At 70.8% G+C, this 16,954-nt stretch carries 17 protein-coding genes and 2 tRNA genes; 5 read left to right on the top strand and 14 right to left on the bottom strand.

What is annotated here, in order from left to right:
• Positions 1-26: 26 nt before the first annotated feature.
• The gene (locus tag MUB56_RS04455) at positions 27-497 is read left to right on the top strand and encodes a cell division protein CrgA (protein ID WP_244930705.1); all 471 of its coding nucleotides are present in this window, start codon (positions 27-29) and stop codon (positions 495-497) included.
• A 222-nt stretch (positions 498-719) separates the two neighbouring features.
• On the opposite strand, the gene MUB56_RS04450 is transcribed toward MUB56_RS04455, so the two are convergent.
• Both MUB56_RS04450 and MUB56_RS04445 read right to left on the bottom strand, forming a co-directional pair.
• On the bottom strand, positions 720-1,718 hold the full coding sequence (locus tag MUB56_RS04450) for a rhomboid family intramembrane serine protease (RefSeq protein ID WP_244930704.1): 999 nt from the start codon (positions 1,716-1,718) through the stop codon (positions 720-722).
• Between the two features lie 12 nt (positions 1,719-1,730).
• Positions 1,731-2,243 carry a peptidylprolyl isomerase gene (locus MUB56_RS04445; protein WP_244930703.1) on the bottom strand — a complete coding sequence of 171 codons (513 nt, stop codon included), beginning with the start codon at positions 2,241-2,243 and terminating at the stop codon, positions 1,731-1,733.
• Between the two features lie 198 nt (positions 2,244-2,441).
• On the opposite strand from MUB56_RS04445, the gene MUB56_RS04440 reads away from it, so the two are divergent.
• The gene (locus MUB56_RS04440; RefSeq protein WP_244930702.1) at positions 2,442-3,110 is read left to right on the top strand and encodes a hypothetical protein; all 669 of its coding nucleotides are present in this window, start codon (positions 2,442-2,444) and stop codon (positions 3,108-3,110) included.
• Between the two features lie 20 nt (positions 3,111-3,130).
• Here MUB56_RS04440 and MUB56_RS04435 read toward each other — a convergent pair whose 3' ends face one another.
• The 7 genes from MUB56_RS04435 to MUB56_RS04405 all read right to left on the bottom strand — a co-directional run bounded on the left by MUB56_RS04435 (position 3,131) and on the right by MUB56_RS04405 (position 10,062).
• Positions 3,131-4,150, bottom strand: a complete 1,020-nt coding sequence (locus tag MUB56_RS04435; RefSeq protein WP_244930701.1) for a 1-acyl-sn-glycerol-3-phosphate acyltransferase — start codon at positions 4,148-4,150, stop codon at positions 3,131-3,133.
• A gap of 4 nt (positions 4,151-4,154) precedes the next feature.
• Positions 4,155-4,979, bottom strand: coding sequence for a patatin-like phospholipase family protein (locus MUB56_RS04430; RefSeq protein WP_244930700.1), 825 nt, complete (start codon positions 4,977-4,979; stop codon positions 4,155-4,157).
• A 3-nt stretch (positions 4,980-4,982) separates the two neighbouring features.
• Positions 4,983-5,339, bottom strand: a complete 357-nt coding sequence (locus MUB56_RS04425) for a DUF3817 domain-containing protein (protein WP_244930699.1) — start codon at positions 5,337-5,339, stop codon at positions 4,983-4,985.
• A complete protein-coding gene (locus MUB56_RS04420) occupies positions 5,336-6,091 on the bottom strand; it encodes an SURF1 family protein (protein WP_244930698.1) in 756 nt (251 codons plus the stop codon). Before MUB56_RS04420 ends, MUB56_RS04425 begins: the two co-directional genes overlap by 4 nt.
• A gap of 52 nt (positions 6,092-6,143) precedes the next feature.
• Positions 6,144-7,049 carry a hypothetical protein gene (locus MUB56_RS04415; protein WP_244930697.1) on the bottom strand — a complete coding sequence of 302 codons (906 nt, stop codon included), beginning with the start codon at positions 7,047-7,049 and terminating at the stop codon, positions 6,144-6,146.
• Between the two features lie 231 nt (positions 7,050-7,280).
• Positions 7,281-8,909, bottom strand: a complete 1,629-nt coding sequence (locus tag MUB56_RS04410; protein WP_244930696.1) for a helix-turn-helix transcriptional regulator — start codon at positions 8,907-8,909, stop codon at positions 7,281-7,283.
• A 58-nt stretch (positions 8,910-8,967) separates the two neighbouring features.
• Entirely contained in the window at positions 8,968-10,062 is a 1,095-nt protein-coding gene (locus tag MUB56_RS04405; protein WP_244930695.1) for an NAD(P)-binding domain-containing protein, read from the bottom strand.
• A 172-nt stretch (positions 10,063-10,234) separates the two neighbouring features.
• On the opposite strand from MUB56_RS04405, the gene MUB56_RS04400 reads away from it, so the two are divergent.
• From MUB56_RS04400 to MUB56_RS04390, 3 genes are read left to right on the top strand one after another with little or no spacing between them, the layout of a single operon-like run.
• Complete coding sequence (locus MUB56_RS04400; RefSeq protein ID WP_244930694.1) at positions 10,235-11,107, top strand: methyltransferase domain-containing protein; 873 nt, start codon at positions 10,235-10,237, stop codon at positions 11,105-11,107.
• A complete protein-coding gene (locus MUB56_RS04395; protein WP_244930693.1) occupies positions 11,104-12,228 on the top strand; it encodes an NAD(P)/FAD-dependent oxidoreductase in 1,125 nt (374 codons plus the stop codon). The genes MUB56_RS04400 and MUB56_RS04395 overlap by 4 nt, the downstream gene beginning before the upstream one ends.
• Positions 12,229-12,271: 43 nt before the next feature.
• Positions 12,272-13,075, top strand: a complete 804-nt coding sequence (locus MUB56_RS04390) for an alpha/beta hydrolase (RefSeq protein WP_244930692.1) — start codon at positions 12,272-12,274, stop codon at positions 13,073-13,075.
• 95 nt (positions 13,076-13,170) lie between these two features.
• On the opposite strand, the gene MUB56_RS04385 is transcribed toward MUB56_RS04390, so the two are convergent.
• From MUB56_RS04385 to gyrA, 5 genes are all read right to left on the bottom strand, one after another.
• A tRNA-Ala gene (locus tag MUB56_RS04385) sits at positions 13,171-13,246 on the bottom strand.
• 10 nt (positions 13,247-13,256) lie between these two features.
• Entirely contained in the window at positions 13,257-13,385 is a 129-nt protein-coding gene (locus MUB56_RS04380; protein WP_244930691.1) for a DLW-39 family protein, read from the bottom strand.
• Positions 13,386-13,454: 69 nt separating this feature from the next.
• Positions 13,455-13,528: transfer RNA gene (locus MUB56_RS04375), tRNA-Ile, on the bottom strand.
• Between the two features lie 91 nt (positions 13,529-13,619).
• On the bottom strand, positions 13,620-14,186 hold the full coding sequence (locus MUB56_RS04370; RefSeq protein WP_244930690.1) for a DUF3566 domain-containing protein: 567 nt from the start codon (positions 14,184-14,186) through the stop codon (positions 13,620-13,622).
• Positions 14,183-16,930, bottom strand: coding sequence for a DNA gyrase subunit A (gyrA, locus tag MUB56_RS04365; protein WP_244930689.1), 2,748 nt, complete (start codon positions 16,928-16,930; stop codon positions 14,183-14,185). Before gyrA ends, MUB56_RS04370 begins: the two co-directional genes overlap by 4 nt.
• Positions 16,931-16,954 lie beyond the last annotated feature (24 nt).

The raw sequence follows: 16,954 nt of genomic DNA, 5'->3' as shown, positions 1-16,954 counted from the left end.
GCGTCACGAGCCGAGGAGCAAGATCAGTGTCCAAGTCGAAGGCCACCCCGACCTTTGCCGACCCGGCCCGCGGTCCCGTCCTGTCGGCGCGCTTCATCGCCGCCCTGGTGCTGATCGTGCTGGGCATCGCCTGGATGGCGTACTACTACGTCGTCGTACGCGTCGACCCCACGGCGATCCCCGCTCCCGACCCGGGCAGCCCGAAGTTCATGGCCGACCTCGGCGACTGGAACTACCTGATCGGCTTCGGCGCGGTGCTGCTCGGGCTGGCGATCTCCGCGCACCCCTCGACCCCGCTCGGCCGCGGCCGCGGAGTGGTCGTCGGCATGCTCGGCTGCTTCATCATCGGCCTGCTCTGGATCTGCACGTTCTACGTCTTCAGCAACGACGCCGACACCGGCGGCATCCCGATCATGAACGACCTGGGCCAGAAGAACCTCTTCGTCGGCATCGGCTTCATGGCCATCGGCTTCACCTTCGCCACGCGTTGGGAATGAACTGACTCCGCGGCTGAGGCGAGCGGCCGAGGGTGATCGAGGAACGAGATCACCCTCGGGTAGAGCGAGGGTCGAGCGAGCCCGCGGCTGAGGAACGAAGCCGCGACGGCGAGTCGAGACCCATCCAGCTCTCGCAGAGCGACCAGCACACCACCCCAGAACCGCCCGCCACCCCCACGGTGGCGGGCGGTTTTGCACACCTGGGGACAACCCTGTGGAGAACTACACGCGTGTAGTTCTGCACAGGGTTCTCCACAGCTGGGGATAACTCGGGCGCACGCCGAAGGCCAGCGCGGCCGTACGGACGACGACCGCGACCGCGAGCAGCACGGCGAAGGCGACCAGGCCCGAGACCTGGATGGCCGTACGGCGAGGCCCGCGCGGGGCGTAGACGAGGACGGCGGCGACCAGCGCGCCTCCGAGGAACCCGCCGAGGTGGCCCTGCCAGGAGACGTTGGGGACCGTGAAGGTGATGACGGCGTTCAGGCCCAGCCACATCAGGAGCTGCTGGACGTTGCCGCCGACCTTGTAGGCGATGACGAGCAGCGCCCCCATCAGGCCGAAGATCGCGCCCGAGGCGCCGACCGTGGTGCCCTGCGGGTCCGCCGCCCAGTAGACCAGCACCGAGCCCGCGAGGCCCGAGAGCAGGTAGAGGGCCAGGAACCGGAGCCGGCCGAGGACCAGCTCCAGCTGCGGACCGAGGAAGTACAGCGCGAGCATGTTGACCGCGATGTGCCACAGCTCGACGTGGGTGAAGGCCGAGGTGAGCAGCTGCCAGTACGACCCGTCCGCCACCCCCGGGACCCAGATCGTGTCGGCGACCTGCGCACAGATCGCCTCGCTCTCGACGGACGGGAAGTACCCGTTGCCCGCGTCGAGCGAGCAGGTGCCGGTGGGCGTCAGCCCGAACAGCTCGTAGAGGCGCGAGGTGTAGCGGCCGGTGCCCTGGATCACCACCCAGACGCCGAGGTTGATCGCCATCAGCACGATCGTGGTGATCGAGGCGTTGGTCGGCCGCAGCCCGCCGTACGCCGCGCGCGCCTGGCGGGTCGTCTTGCGACCCTCGGCGATGCAGCCGGGGCACTGGAAGCCGACGGCGGCGTCGCGCATGCAGTCCGGGCAGATCGGCCGGCTGCAGCGCTGACAGCGGATGTGCGACTCCCGGGCGGGGTGCCGATAGCAGGTCGGCACCCCGGCCTGGGGCGTCGGAGAGTGCGTCACGTCAGGTGACGCTCAGGCGTTGACGATCTCGACCGACTCGAACACGATCGGCTCGACGGGCCGGTCCGCGGGGCCGGTCTTGACCTTCCCGATCGCGTCGACGACGTCGCGCGAGGCCTGGTCGGCGACCTCACCGAAAATCGTGTGCTTGCGGTTCAGCCACGGCGTCGCACCGACGGTGATGAAGAACTGCGAGCCGTTGGTGCCCGGGCCGGCGTTGGCCATCGCAAGCAGGTAGGGCTTGTCGAAGACGAGCTCGGGGTGCGGCTCGTCCTTGAACGTGTAGCCCGGGCCGCCGGTGCCGGTGCCGAGCGGGCAGCCGCCCTGGATCATGAAGCCGTCGATGACGCGGTGGAAGCCGAGACCGTCGTAGAACGGTCCGGTCTTGCCGTTGCCGGCGTCGTAGGACTTCTCGCCGGTGGCCAGGCCGACGAAGTTCGCGACCGTCTCCGGAGCGTGGTTCGGGAACAGGGTGATGACGATGTCGCCCTTGTTGGTCTTCAAGATGGCCTGCTGGTCAGCCATGACTGCCCTTCTGCTGTGACGACGCGAGGTGAAAGTGCGTGCTGAAGTGGGTACTGGAGGGTAACGACGATCTCTCGTCGTGCCTCGTCGATCCTCGCACGTTCCCCAAGCACCCCGCTGCTGTGGGTCTGCGCCGTGCTGGTCGCCGCTTGCGCGACATGATCGAATGGCAACGACCTAACGAGAGGAAGTGACGCGATGCGTCTCCGCAAGAAGAAGTCCCTCCTCGATCAGGCCTCGGACTACGTCGACGCGGTCCGCCCGCAGGTGGAGGCGGCCGTCGCGCAAGCCATCGACGCAGTGGAGGAGTTCGTCCACGACACCGCCCGTCCGGCGCTGGCCGATGCCCGCGAGAAGGCCGGACCCGCACTGGCCGAGGCGCGGGTGCGCGCTGCGACCGCCGCCACGGACGCGCGGGAGAAGGCGGCGCCCGTCGTGGCCGACGCCCGCGCCAAGGCCGTCCCGCTGATCGCCGCCGGCGCGACCATCGCCGGCGAGAAGGCGAATGCCGTCAAGGAGCTCGCCGACGCCAAGGTCGCCGAGCTCAAGGGTGACCCGCCCAAGAAGAAGGGCGGCAAGCTGAAGAAGGTCGCCCTGATCGCCGTCGTCGCCGGCGCCGCAGGCTTCGCGGCGAAGAAGCTGCAGGGCAGCAAGCAGAGCGACAGCTGGCAGTCGTCGTACGTCCCGGCTCCGCCGCCCGCGGGCCCGACGTCGCCGAAGGCGCCGGGTGCCCCCACCGTGACCGCCGACGACATCGGCGGGGCGGCTCCCGACGAGGCGATCGCCGACCAGGTCGAGGACCCGCACCCGGTCACCACGCCCGAGGACCCGGCCGAGGTCGTGCCGATCGACGAGGGCAAGAAGTAGCCCGACCGTCTAGACAGCAGTCAGGACCGGCCCGAGGTCTCCTCGGGCCGGTTCTGCTGTATCCAGGCGTCGATCCGCTCCCACCAGGCGAAGAGCCAGTCGATCCGCTCGTCCCGGTCCTCCGGGATCTCGGCGCGCGGCACCTGCCACCAGCGCATCACGATCTGCTTGTCCATCGGCAGCTCGCGCCACACGTCGCCGACGGTGAGCAGGTGGTCGAGCCCGGTGTGCGCGACCAGCACGACGTCCGCGTCGGGCGCCGCGTCCAACGCCGCGAGGAAGCCGCCCGGCCGGGGCGCGAGCACGTGGATCATCGACTCGGCCCGCGTGGCCATCCGCTCCATGCCGAGCCGGCGCAGCCGCGCGATCGCCCGGTCCCGGCGCTTCTCGGTGAAGTTGCCGCCCTCGGGGAAGATCACGAACGCGTCGTTCCCGTCGAGCCCGCTCGCCAGGGCCGCGATCTGCGACTGCAGGTCTTGGCCCTCGGCCGGGTTCGGGGTGATGAAGCGGGCGGGGATCCGGTTCAGCACCACGTCGATCATCGGGTCCCAGGCGAGGGTGTCCTTCAGGACGACCCGCGGCTCACGGCCGTACCAGTGCATCAGCGCGTGGATGAGCGTGAACGAGTCGCCGGGGCCGGCGTGCCGGCTGCAGACCAGGATCGGGACGCCGGGGTGCGCGTCCGGCGACGGCCCGTCGGTCTCGATCGTCAGCCGCAGCACCCGCTTCGCCTCGCGGAAGAAGACCCACATCACGCCCTGCACGAGGTCGTAGTGGATGCCCTCCCAGTAGGGCCGGCGGATCGTGCGGCCGAACCCCGAGGCGAACCACGCGCCCCACATCACCAGCAGCATCAGGGTCTCGATCGTCAGGTAGACGACCACGATCCAGAGCAGCCGCAGCACCCGCCAGCGGCCGGGGACCACCGGCGAGAGCGCGGCGGCGGCCACCAGCCAGAGGGGGAGGGAGAACCAGACCAGGACGGTCAGCCCGACCACGGCCGGCGCCACCACGAATCGGCGCACCGCCCAGGTCAGCACGGCGTCAGGCCAGCTCGTCCAGGTACGTCACGCAGGCGTCGTACGTCGCGTCGATGCGGAGCTGGACGGTCTTGAAGTCCTTGCTGCCGAAGAACGTGTCGTCGCGCGTGGAGGTGCCGCGCGCGGGCAGTACGTGCGCCTCGACCCCCGGCGGCAGCTCGTCGAGCTCGCGGACGAACCGGTGGCGGCGGGCGATCTCGAAGGACACCCGGGCAACCTCCCAGGGTCGACGCGGCACCGTCAACGGCCGGTCGAACCGGCCGACCTGGAGGACGAAGACCCGGGTGGCGCCCAGCGCGACCGCGCGGCCGAGGGGCACGGAGTTCACGATGCCGCCGTCGAGGAAGTGCTCGTCGCCGACCTTCGCCGGCGGCAGCAGGCCGGGTACGGCGGCACTCGCGACCACGGCGTCCACGACCGGGCCGGTGCTGAACCAGTGCTCGGCGGCGCGCTCGATGCTGGCCGCGCAGACCTGGAGCCGCACGGGCAGCTCCTCGAAGGTGGTCTCACCCAGCTCCTCGGTGAGTCGCTGCTTCAAGGGCGCCGAGGAGTAGATGTGGGTGCCGGTCGACACCGCGCGGCGCACGGTCCGCAGCGGCCGGTCGCCGTACACCTCGCGGCCGGACTCGTTGGCTCCGCGCCACAGCTCGGTGAGCCGCTCGACGACACTCGGGGCGGGCTCCCGGGCGACGAGCGCGCCGTTGAGCGCGCCCACGCTGGTGCCGAGCACCAGGTCCGGGACGATGTCTCGCTCGAGGAGGGCGCGGAGCATGCCGACCTCGACCGCGCCCAGCACGCCCCCACCACCGAGGACGAACGCGGTCGTCATGGGCTAGCGGGAGGGGTCGGGCTCGAGGGCGTCGGCCGCCGCCTCGGCGCGGACCCGCTGGGTGGCGCGGTGCTCGGCCCAGAAGCTCAGCACCGGCACGGTCCCGCAGATCAGGGTGACGAGGGTGTACGGCAGCTCCCAGGCCTCGCGGCGCGCCAGCATGAAGGCCGCGAACAGGAAGATCATGTAGAGCCAGCCGTGCAGGACGCCGAGGTTGGTGGTGATCCACGCCCCGATCTCCTGGAGGTCGGTGCCATCGCCGGCGAGGTACTTCAACGGCACGCCGACGAGGATCAGGACGACCAGCAGCACGCCGACGATCGTGGCCATCACGCGGTAGGCGGTCAGGTTGCGGTTCACGGCTCCGACGGTACCGGGTGGGGATCGGCGTCCTCCGCCTCGTCCTCCTGGAGCGTGAGGTCGCGCACCCAGCGCCACCAGATGAAGGCGGCGAAGGCTCCGAAGATCCACCACTCGATCGCGTAGAGGAAGTTCTTCAGCGCGGTGAACGTCCCGGCGTCGGGCAGCTGCTCGAGGGTCGCGGGTTCGAGGCCGTCCAGCGGCTCGATGGCGACGGCGTACGCGCCGTACAGGTCCTGGTCGACGTGCTGGATCAGGTCGGCGGTGCGGACCTGCGGGAGGATGTCGTCGCTGCGGTCGGAGTCGGCCTCGTTGGTGCCCTGGGTCGGCTGCAGCCACGCCACCAGCTCGACCGGGCCGGTCGGTGGCGCCGGCGCCGCCTCGGGATCGGCGACCCAGCCGCGCACGATCGGCAGCGCGGGTGCGTCGCTGTCGCCGACGGCCATCGGGGTGACGGCCCAGTAGCCGTCCTGGCCGTCGTGCTCACGACCGGAGACGTAGACCGTGCCCGTGGGCACCCAGGTGCCGCCGACCTCGACCGGTTGGCCGACCTTGTCGGCCGGGAACGGGTCGTCCGGGCCGAGTACGTCGACCAGCGGCTCGGGCTCGAGGTCGCTCAGGTCCGCGGCCTCCGCGGCCCGGCGCTCCTGCCAGGAGTCGTACTGCCAGTAGCCCAGCAGACCGGCCGTCGCCACCAGCACGAGCGCCAGGAGATGCGCGCCCAGCAGACGTGGCTGAAGCAGTCGGGGCACGCCTCCCAGAATAGGTGGCGTGCCCCGACCGTTCGTTCTCGGTGCTTCAGGACTACTTGACGCGGATGACGATCCTGTCCTTCGAAGGCGCGTAGACGTCGGTCCCGGGGTAGCTCACCTTCACGGCGTACCTGCCGCGCTTCAGCTTGGGCAGCAGGACCCGGGTGTTGCCGTTCCAGAGCCGCTTGGTCTTCTTCCACTTGCCGACCTGGACGGTCACCTTGCCGGAGATATTGCCCTGCGCGGAGACCACGTCGACCCACGCACTCTTCGCGAGACCCGCGGGAACCACCCGGCGGAAGGTGGTCACGTTGGCCTTCGTCCGGACCTTCTCGATCTTCTTCCCCGTGAGCGTCTTCTTCTCGGCGAACGAGCCCGCGCTACCGAAGATCTCCCCGAACAGCAGGCCCGACGAGGAGATCCGCGGCTGGATGGTGTGACCGACGTCGGCGATGCGGATGGAGTACGACGTGCCGGTCGCACCCGGGATCACCACGCCGTCGCGCAGCCACTGCGTGTTGCCGTAGAGGCCGCCGAAGAGGTCGTAGAGACGGTCCATCGGTTCGGAGAAGTCGACGGCCAGGGTGGCGCCCGCCTTCGGACTGCCGACGACGACTCCCGGGGTCGGCGCCTGGAACGTGTAGCTCGCGGTGCCCTCCTCGGGGACGTCGACGACGCCGGCGACCGAGATCTCGGCACCCCCGAACAGGATGCTGGCGTCGCACGGGGTGACACCGGCACAGAGCAGGCCGCCCCAGGGGGACATCGCGACGATGCCGTACCGGGCCGACGGAACAGTCTCGGTGTCCGCATCCCCGAAGTACTCGAGGCCAGATCCGCCGAGGCTGATCGATCCCACCGGAACCGCGTAGTACACGGCGCTCAGCTTCGCTCCGGACGGGTCGACCATGGTGAGGGTCAGCTCGCCCTCGCCGGACGCGGCCTGGACGGGGGCCATGGCAAGCCCGGAAAGGACGAGGGCGGCGGCCGCCCCCAGAGACATGAGACTGCGGCGGAGGCTCAGACGCACAGACAAGTTCCTTCGTGACGAGGGGCCGTCCCATCGACACCCCTGCTCCGAGCAGGCTAAGACATCTCTTTCTCCGGCGGGTCGAAATGACTACATTCGAGTGCCCTCCGACCTATCTCATCGCTGGGGTCGCAGGCGCGGCGCGCAGTCGCAGGGATCTCAGACGAGGTGGTGCTCGAAGGCGTACGCCGCCGCGGCCGTGCGCGACCCGACCTCCAGCTTGACGAAGATGTTCGAGAGGTGGCGAGCCACCGTCTTCTCGCTCAGCACCAGGACCGCTGCGATCTGGGTGTTGCTCCGGCCCGACGCGACCAGGCTCAGCACCTCGACCTCTCGGTCGGTCAGCCCGGCCGGGTGTGCGGCCGGTCGCAGCAGGCGCTCGACCTCCGCCGCGGCCGGCGTCGCGCCCAGCTCGCGGAACGTGGCGCGCGCGATCTCCAGCTCCTGTCGGGCCGACTCGGCATCGCCGACGGCGCTCAGGGCGCGTCCCGTCACGAGTCGTACCCGCGCGATCTCGTAGGGGCTCTGCGCGTGGGTCCACAGCTGACGGGCCTTGCGCAGGTAGGGCAGCGCGCCGGCGGCGTCACCGACCGCGAGCTCCAGCGTGCCCGAGGCGAAGGCCGCACACGCCTGCAACGCCTCGGTGCCGACGTGTGCGGCCACCTCGTCGAGTCGGGCAGCGACCGCGCGGGCCTCCTCCAGGGCGCCGGCGCTCACCAGGACGTCGACCGCCGACGGCAGCAGTCGGCACTGGGCGACCGGGTCCACAACCTCCGCCACCAGTCGGCGTACGGCGGCGAGGGCGGCGTCGTTCGCCCCGCGCGCGAGCCACAGCAGCGCCAGACCGGGCTGCGGGTCGTAGCCGTGCTCGCTCGATCGCTGGTACGCCGCCTCGGCCGCGTCGTACTCGCCGCGCTGGCGCAGCACGTCGCCCCGCTCGCACTCCGCGAGACCCATCGCGGCCACCGCGTCGGCCAGGCGGTAGCGCTCGATCGCGCTCGCGAACTCGTCCAGCGCCTCCGGCCACGCACCGTGCACCCGCATCAGCTGACCGCGATGCACCGAGCACTGACCGGTGAACGCCACCAGGCCGGGCTGGGCGAGACACCAGCGGTGCAGGGCCGAGGTCCACTCGGCCACCCTGCCGAAGTCGGCGATCTCCTGGCAGCCCTCGATGGCGGCGCAGTAGACGTGTCCGAAGATCACCGGCGTCAGCTCGTGGGCCGCGGCGCCGGCCATCGCCTCGTCGAGGAGCGCCAACCCGTCCGCGAGGTGGCCGGAGTAGATCGCGAGCCTGCCCTGGCAGCTCAGGCCGAGGGCGAGCAGATCGGGATCCCGGTGCCGCCTCCCCACGACGACGACCGCCAGAGCGGCCTCGGTGGCGGCCGGCAGGTTGCCCGTTCCGAGGTGGCGGTACAGGTGCAGGAGCGCGACGTACCCGTGCTCGACCGCGTTGTCGTCCAGGTCGTCGAGGAGTCGCTCGGCACGAGTCGTCCAACCGCTCTCCAGGGCGTGCTCACCGCCCGAGCCGAAGATCATCGCGAGGTGGAAGCAGCAGGACAGCGCCCCAGCGCCAGATCCAGCCTGCTGGTACAGCGAGAACGCTCGCTGGTGGAAGTCCACAGAGGCCTCGCGACGCCCGAGCAGGTACGCCGCCAGCGCGGCGTCGCGCAGGTCGTCGGCGCTCATCTGGTCGGGCTGGAGGTCGGACCAGAGGTCGAGAGCGGCCGTCCAGTCGCCCCGCTCGTAGTCGGTACGAGCCTGCACCAGGTCGTCGATCACGCCCACGAGAGGCACCTCCTCGTCGGACGATACTCCCGGAGCGGGGTCCGGCCCGGCGGGCGAGTCAGGCTGCGTGGTGGTCACGTCGGGGCGTGCTTCCGGCGATGTGTCGTGCGACGTGCTCGGCGTCCCGACCGGCGCCGGCCAGCAGCATCGAGGAGAACGCGTACTGGAAGGAGAGGCCGCAGAAGTACAGCCCGGGCACGTCGTCGGCCACCCCCCGATGCTCGCGGGGCCACCCGTCGGCGCCGAGGATCGGCAGGTCGATCCAGTCGAACGCCTGCCGGAAGCCGGTCGCCCAGATCACGTTGGTGGCGGCCACGACCGTTCCGTCGGCCAGCAGCGGGAGCCCGTCGCGCACCCCGACCACCCGGGCCTCGTGCCGGACCACCCCGCGCTCGTCGAGGTCGGCCCGCTTGACCCTCAACTGCGGCCCGCCGTGGAAGCGGATCGCGGACATCTCCTTGCGGCCCATCGGCGTACGACGCGTCAGGACGTGGCGCCACGCGAACACCAGCACGGGGAAGACGACGGGGATCAGTGGTGACTCCAGGCGGATCGGGATCTCACCGCAGTCCCGGCCGACGAGGGTGGTCGGCTGCGTGAGCGCCAGCTCGTAGGCGATGTCCGTGCCGGAGTGCGAGGCTCCGACCACCAGCACCGGCCCGTCCCGGAGCTGCCCGGCTCGCCGGTACTCACTGGAGTGCAGCTGAAGGACCGACTCGTCCAGCTCCGCGGCGTAGTCGGGGATCACGGGCGTCCGCCCGAAGGTGCCGGTCGCGACCACCACGTGGTCGCAGTGGACGGGCCCGGCGTCCGCCGTGACGACGAAGCCGTGGCCGGCGGCCGGGGCGAGGCCCTCGACGCGAACGCCGAGCCGGACCGGCAGGTCCCACCGGGCGGCGTACGCCTCGAGGTAGTCCGCCACGTCGTCCTTGGTCGGGAACGACCACGGATCCGCGGGGAACCGCAGGCCCGGCAGCCCGTCGAACCTCGCCGGCGAGTAGAGCCGCAGGCTGTCCCACTGCTGGCGCCAGTTGTCGCCGACCCGCCGGTGGTGGTCGAGAACCACGCAGTCCCGGCCGCGCCTGCGCAGGCGCTGCGCTGTCGCCAGACCGGCCTGTCCGGCGCCGACGATGACGGTCTCGACGTGTTCCATGGCTCCTCCTGGCGACGGGTCGGAGCACCACGCTAGGAACCGGGACCGCGGCGACGCGTCGGCCGGACCACCCATCGCGGGTCCGACCCGAATGGGTGTTCCTTCCGATGCGCACTCGCGGGTCCGCTTCCTAGCGTCGGCTGCAACCGCCTTCCCCGAGAGGACAGAGAAGATGACCATCGACCACGAGACATCCCCCGCTGAGCACGCCGACTTCGCGCCCCAGGAGGCCTGGGACGCGATCGCGACCGGGTACGCCGAGCACGTCGCGCCGGGCGAGCAGTCGCTCTCGGCCGCGGCTCTCCGCCTGGTGGGGCTGAGCCCCGGCGAGAGGTTCCTCGACGTCGCCGCGGGACCGGGTGGTCTGGGACTGGCCGCCGCACGTCTGGGTGCCACGGTGCTGGCGACCGACTGGGCGCCGCAGATGGTGACCCAGTTCGAGTCGCGAGCGCGCTCGGAGGGCCTGAGCGAGGCGTCGGCTGCCGTGATGGACGCCCACGCCCTCGATCTGGAGGACGATCGGTTCGACGTGACCGGGTCCCAGTTCGGGGTGATGCTCGTCCCGGACCAGGCACTGGCCCTGCGCGAGATGGTGCGGGTGACCAGGCCCGGGGGTCGGGTCCTGCTCGTCGCCTACGGCCCGCCCGCGGAGTTCGAGGTGTTGCAGGTCTTCATCCGTGCCCTGCAGGCCGTCGCCCCCGGGTTCGAGGGCCTACCGGATCCGCCGCCGCTGGAATTCCAGGTCTCCGACCCCGACGTGCTGCGCGAGCGCCTGGTCGCCGCCGGTCTGCGGGACGTGCAGGTGGACACCACGCAACAGGAGCGACTGGAGCTGGCCACCGGTCAGGAGCTCTGGGACTGGATGCTCTTCAGCAACCCGATCACGGCGATCATCCTGGACGACGTCGGCGTCAGCGAGGCCGATCGGGCGACGATGCGGGCCGTCGTGGAGTCGGTGGTCCGCGAGCGCGCCGAGGGCTCCGGGGTCGCCGTACTCACGTCCCCGCTCAACATCGGCTGGGGTCGCAAGGGCGACCTCCGATGACCGGTTCCGTCCTCGTCGTCGGCAGCGGGATCGCGGGACGGGCCGTCGCCCGGGTCCTGGCGCGGCACGGGAGGGGGTGCACCGTCATCGAGCGGCGCGAGTCCGTCGGGCGTGGGATGGGCGTCAACCTGCCGGGCAACGCGGTGCGAGCCCTGGCCGAGCTGGGCGTGCCCGACCGGGCGCTGGCCGGCGGCGTACCCGTGCGACGACGGGAGTACCGCAACCGTCGCGGGCGGTTGCTGTTCGCCGTGGACGACGATCGCTTCTGGCACGACGTCGGGCGCCCGGTCTGCGTGCGCCATGGCGCCCTGCTCGACGCCCTCCCACTGCCCGGGGCGGCCGAGCTGGAGCGCGCCCGGGCCGTGGCTGCCCGACCCACGCCCACCGGTGTCGACGTCGACGTGGAGGGTGCACCGTCGCCGCGCCACTTCGACTTCGTGATCGGCGCCGACGGCGTCAACTCGGCGATGCGGGAGGCCGTCGACACCGACGCCCTGCGCCCGTCGTCGATGACCGGGTCGAGCTGGCGCTTCGTCGCTGCCGATCCTGGGGTGGACTGCTGGACCGCCTGGGCCGGTCGGGACGAGACCTTCCTGCTGATCCCGGTCGGGGCGGGCCTCGTCTACGGGTACGCCGCCCGCACCCGCGGTGGGAGCACCGGATCCGACCGCTCCTGGTTGGCGCAGGCGGCCGAGGGGTTCCCCGAGCCGGTGACCGCGGCCGTCGCCCAGGCGCTCCAGGCTGGTGAGCTCCACCATGCCCCGGTCGACGAGGTGCACCTCGACCACTGGCACCACGGGCGGCTCGTGCTCGTCGGCGACGCCGCGCACGCCACCGGCCCGGTGTGGGCGCAGGGTGTGGCGATGGCCCTCGAGGACGCCCTGGTCCTCGGTGACCTGCTGGCCCGCACCCCCGTCGAGCACTGGAGCGGGGTGGGGCCTGAGTTCGAACGGCTCCGGCGCCCCCGGGTCGAGCACGTCCGGTCGGCCACCGACAAGATGTCGCGACTTGCCGCGCTGCCCGCCTGGCTGCGTGACGCGAGTGCACCCGTCCTCGGTCCCAGGAACTATCGGGCTGCCTACGCGCCCCTGCGCGAGGTCTCCCACCCAGCCGCTGCCTGACGATGATCTTCCCCGGGTCGTCGCCCTGTGCGACCGTGGTGAGATGGACCTGGTGACACCGGGCGGCGGCCTGAGGATCACCCACCAGCGTGCCGGATCGGGTGCCGCTCTGGTGCTCCTCCACGGCGGCTTCGGCTTCGACAGCCGGGCGTGGCAGCCGCAGTTCGACGACCTCACCGACGAGTTCACCCTCGTCGCCTGGGACGCTCCCGGATGCGGAGGCTCGGACGACCCCCCGGCGTCGTTCCGGATGGCCGACTACGCCGACTGCCTCGTGGAGTTCCTGACCGCTCTCGGGCTGCACCGCCCCCACGTGCTCGGCATCTCGTTCGGCGGCGCGCTCGCACTCGCGCTCTTCGGCCGGCACCCCACCCTCCCGGGCAGTCTGATCCTGACCGGGGCGTACGCCGGTTGGGCGGGCTCGCTGCCGGCCGATGAGGTGCAGCGGCGCCTGCAGCGGATCGGCGAGGACCTCACCCACCCGCCCGCGGACTGGCTGGCCACGTACCTCACCGGGATGCTCACCGAGTCGGCGCCCGAGGAGATGGTCGGGCGGATGCTCGCCCTGATGTCCGACATCCGCCCCGGACCCAGTCTGACGATGCTTCGAGCCATGGCGGAGTCAGACCTTCGCGACGTCCTGCCCACCATCGACGTCCCGACCCTGGTGCTCCACGGTGACCTCGACTCTCGAGCACCGCTCTCGATCGGTCGGGAGCTGCACGAACAGATCCCCGGATCGCAGCTCGTCGTACTCCCGGGAGTCGGGCACCTGAGCAACGTGGAGGCCGCTGGGGCCTTCAACCGCGAGGTCCGATCGTTCGTCCGGACGGCGAGCACCCGCTAGCACCGGGACTCGATGCCATCTGCCGCTCTGCACCACGGCGGCCACCGTGCGGACGCCGAAGTCAGAAGAAGCCGCAGGTGAGCTGCGGCTTCTCGTGGTGGAGCCTAGGGGACTCGAACCCCTAACCCCCTGCTTGCAAAGCAGGTGCGCTACCAATTGCGCCAAGGCCCCCGGTGGAAGGTCAGCCCTTCCGGGTGACCGCGTCGGTGGCCTCGGCCCAGAGTGCCTGCTCGGCCTTGCCCTCGTCGATCTTCTTCTTCGCGAGGACCGCGCCGGCGGCGGCGATCGCGATCAGGACCAGCTTCTTCAAGGCGACTCCTGGTGGGGTCTGGGGGCGAAGCCCCCGTGGGATCCACGGGGGCCGGAGCCCCCGTGTGAGTGGGCCTAACAGGACTTGAACCTGTGACCTCTTCCTTATCAGGGAAGCGCTCTAACCGTCTGAGCTATAGGCCCGCTTCCGGCCAGGCCGGATGCGGTCGCCGGGCGACCGAGGGGTGACATTACCCCACGCTCGAGGAGCCCGACAAAACGGGGCGAAGGAGCGTCAGTTGTCCTCGGCCAAGGTCACTTCGACGCCCCCGAGCAGGGCGGCTGCCATGTTGTAGAGGAACGCCCCGAGGGTTGCGATCGCGGTCAGCAGGACGACGTCGACGACGGCGATGAGCATCGTGAAACCGACCACCCGGGAGGTCCCGACGTAGTCCTCGACGTTGAAGTCCTGGGCAGTGTCGCCGCCGAGGATGTCGCGGACCGACTTGTTGATCGACTCCCAGACGCCCGCGGCGTCCAGCACGCTCCAGACCATCAGCACCGAGACGATGGTGACGATGCCGAAGGCGATCGAGAGCAGGAACGACGTCTTCATCACCGACCAGGGGTCGATCCGGGTCAGCCGGAGCCGGGCGCGCCGCGGCGGGCGGTCGCCGGCCGGCTTGGCGGCCCGGGTCGACCCGGGAGTCGCGTTCGCCTTGTGCTCGTCGGCCGCGCTGCCGAGCTTGGCCTGGACCCGTTCCCTCAACGGCGGCCGCACGGCGGTCTCGTCGCTGGTGCGGGCGCGGCCGTCGTCCTGGGCAGATCGTGACGCGGTGCGTTCGGCGGAGCGTTCCGTCATGCGTCCTCATCCCCGGGCTGCTCGGTCGTATCGGTCGAATCGATTGTTGCACTCACGTCCGCATCCGACGACTCGTCCGCCGCAACGTCGACAACGGCGTCCACTGCGAGGTCCACGGTCTCGGCGTCCGTCTCATCGGCGTCGTCACCCTCGTCGGTGACCTTGGCCTCGACCGAACGGGCGACGACCGCAACCGCGTCGTTGGACTTCGGCGTCACGAACTTCACACCTTGCGTCGAGCGTCCGGTCGGTCGGAAGTCCGCGTTGATGGGGCTGCGAACCACCTGGCCGGCCTGCGTGATCGAGAGGACCTCGTCCCCGTCCTCGACGATGAACGCGCCGACCAGGCCGCCGCGGTCCTCGTTGGCGAGGGTCATCGCCTTGACGCCGAGTCCCCCGCGGCCGGTGATGCGGTACTCGCTGATCCGGCTGCGCTTGGCGAAGCCGCCGTCGGTGATCGTGAAGACGTACTGCGGCTTCACCTCGGCGACCTGCTCCGACGTCGCCTCGACATGGGCGGAGTCGGCGCTCTGCTCGCTCAGGCCGGCGGCCTCCTCGGCCGCGACCTGGGTCGCGCGGATGACCGACATCGACAGCACCGCGTCGTCCGGGCTCTTGAACTTCATGCCGGTGACGCCGGACGTGGCCCGGCCCATCGGGCGGAGCTGGCTGTCGTCGGCGCGGAACCGGATCGCCTGGCCCTTGCGGGAGACCAGCAGGATGTCGTCCTCGGAGCTCACCAGCTCGGCGCCGATCAGCTCGTCGTCATCCTCGCGGAAGTTGATGGCGATGACGCCGGCCTGGCGCGGGCTGTTGTAGTCGCCCAGCCGGGTCTTCTTGACCAGGCCGGTCCGCGTGGCCAGCACGAGGTACGGCGCCTGCTCGTAGTCGCGGATCGCCAGCACCTGGGCGATGTTCTCGTCGGGCTGGAAGCTCAGCAGGCCAGCGACGTGGCCGCCCTTGGCGTCGCGCGAGGCCTCGGGCAGGTTGTAGGCCTTGGTGCGGTAGACCCGGCCGGCCGTGGTGAAGAACAGCAGCCAGTGGTGGTTCGTGGTCGAGATGAAGTGCTCGACCACGTCGTCGCCGCGCAGGGTCGCGCCGCGCACGCCCTTGCCGCCGCGCTTCTGGGTGCGGTACTGGTCGGCGCGGGTCCGCTTGGCGTACCCGCCGCGGGTGATGGAGACGACGAGGTCCTCGTCGGGGATCAGGTCCTCCATCGAGAGGTCGCCGTCGGCGGCGATGATCTGGGTGCGGCGGTCGTTGCCGTACTTCTCGACGATCTCCGAGAGCTCCTCGGCGACGATCGAGCGCTGGCGGGTGACGTTCGCGAGGATGTCGCGCAGGTCGGCGATGTACTCCTCGATCTCGGCCAGCTCGTCGATGATCTTCTGGCGCTGAAGAGCGGCCAGCGAGCGCAGCTGCATGTCGAGGATCGCGGTGGCCTGCAGCTCGTCGATGTCGAGCAGCTGCATCAGGCCGGTGCGGGCCTCGGCGACGTCGGGCGAGCGGCGGATCAGCGCGATGACCTCGTCGAGGGCGTCGAGCGCCTTGACCAGGCCGCGCAGGATGTGGGCGCGCTCCTCGGCCTTGCGGAGCCGGAACTCCGTACGACGGCGGATCACCTCGATCTGGTGGGTGATCCAGTTGCTGATGAACTGGTCGATCGACAGGGTGCGGGGCACCCCGTCGACCAGCGCCAGCATGTTGGCGCTGAAGTTGGTCTGCAGCTCGGTGTGCTTGAGCAGGTTGTTGAGGACGACCCGGGCGACCGCGTCGCGCTTGAGCACGATGACGAGGCGCTGGCCGGTGCGGTCGGAGGTGTCGTCGCGGACGTCGGAGATGCCCTGCACCCGGCCGGAGTCGGCGAGCTCGGCGATCTTCAGCGCGAGGTTGTCCGGGTTGACCATGTACGGCAGCTCGGTGATGACCAGGCAGGTGCGGCCCCTGGCGTCCTCGTCGACCTCGATCACCGCTCGCTGCGTGATCGAGCCGCGACCGGTGCGGTAGGCCTGCTCGATGCCGGCGTGCCCGGTGATCAGCGCGCCGTTGGGGAAGTCCGGGCCCTTGATCCGCTCGATGAGCGCTTCCTGCAGCTCCTCGCGGGTCGCGTCGGGGTGCTCGAGGGCCCACTTCGCGCCGTCGGCGACCTCGCGCAGGTTGTGCGGCGGGATGCTGGTGGCCATGCCGACCGCGATGCCGGCCGAGCCGTTGACCAGCAGGTTCGGGTAGCGCGCGGGCAGGACGACCGGCTCGGAGGAGCGGCCGTCGTAGTTGGGCTGGAAGTCCACGGTGTCCTCGTGGATGTCCCGGACCATCTCGAGGGCCAGCGGCGCCATCCGGCACTCGGTGTACCGCATGGCCGCGGCCGAGTCGTTGCCCGGCGAGCCGAAGTTGCCCTGGCCCTGGACCAGCGGCGCCCGCATCACCCAGGGCTGCGCGAGCCGGACCAGGGTGTCGTAGATCGCGGTGTCGCCGTGCGGGTGGTACTGACCCATGACGTCACCGACGACGCGCGAGCACTTCGAGAAGCCACGGTCGGGGCGGTAGCCCCCGTCGTACATCGCGTAGAGCACGCGGCGGTGCACCGGCTTGAGCCCGTCGCGTACGTCGGGGAGCGCGCGGCCGACGATGACCGCCATCGCGTAGTCGATGTAGGCGCGCTGCATCGAGGTCTGCAGCTCGACGGGCTCGATCCGGCCGCCGGGTCCCGGAGGCGTGCCGCCGTCGGTGGGGGTCTCGGTCACGATTGCTCTTTCTGGTCGGTTCTA

This window comes from Nocardioides sp. W7, from assembly GCF_022919075.1.
Taxonomy (GTDB): Bacteria; Actinomycetota; Actinomycetes; order Propionibacteriales; family Nocardioidaceae; genus Nocardioides.
Note: the sequence above shows the minus strand (reverse complement) of the source record. Positions and strands in the feature narration are given on the sequence as shown.

Excerpts from the sequence above, each read along its gene's own strand:
- MUB56_RS04440 (WP_244930702.1), top strand. The coding sequence starts at position 2,442 with ATGCGTCTCCGCAAGAAGAAGTCCCTCCTCGATCAGGCCTCGGACTAC.
- MUB56_RS04405 (WP_244930695.1), bottom strand. The coding sequence starts at position 10,062 with ATGGAACACGTCGAGACCGTCATCGTCGGCGCCGGACAGGCCGGTCTG.
- MUB56_RS04415 (WP_244930697.1), bottom strand. The coding sequence starts at position 7,049 with ATGGCCCCCGTCCAGGCCGCGTCCGGCGAGGGCGAGCTGACCCTCACC.
- MUB56_RS04400 (WP_244930694.1), top strand. The coding sequence starts at position 10,235 with ATGACCATCGACCACGAGACATCCCCCGCTGAGCACGCCGACTTCGCG.
- MUB56_RS04395 (WP_244930693.1), top strand. The coding sequence starts at position 11,104 with ATGACCGGTTCCGTCCTCGTCGTCGGCAGCGGGATCGCGGGACGGGCC.
- MUB56_RS04445 (WP_244930703.1), bottom strand. The coding sequence starts at position 2,243 with ATGGCTGACCAGCAGGCCATCTTGAAGACCAACAAGGGCGACATCGTC.
- MUB56_RS04370 (WP_244930690.1), bottom strand. The coding sequence starts at position 14,186 with ATGACGGAACGCTCCGCCGAACGCACCGCGTCACGATCTGCCCAGGAC.
- MUB56_RS04430 (WP_244930700.1), bottom strand. The coding sequence starts at position 4,979 with ATGACGACCGCGTTCGTCCTCGGTGGTGGGGGCGTGCTGGGCGCGGTC.
- MUB56_RS04390 (WP_244930692.1), top strand. The coding sequence starts at position 12,272 with ATGGACCTGGTGACACCGGGCGGCGGCCTGAGGATCACCCACCAGCGT.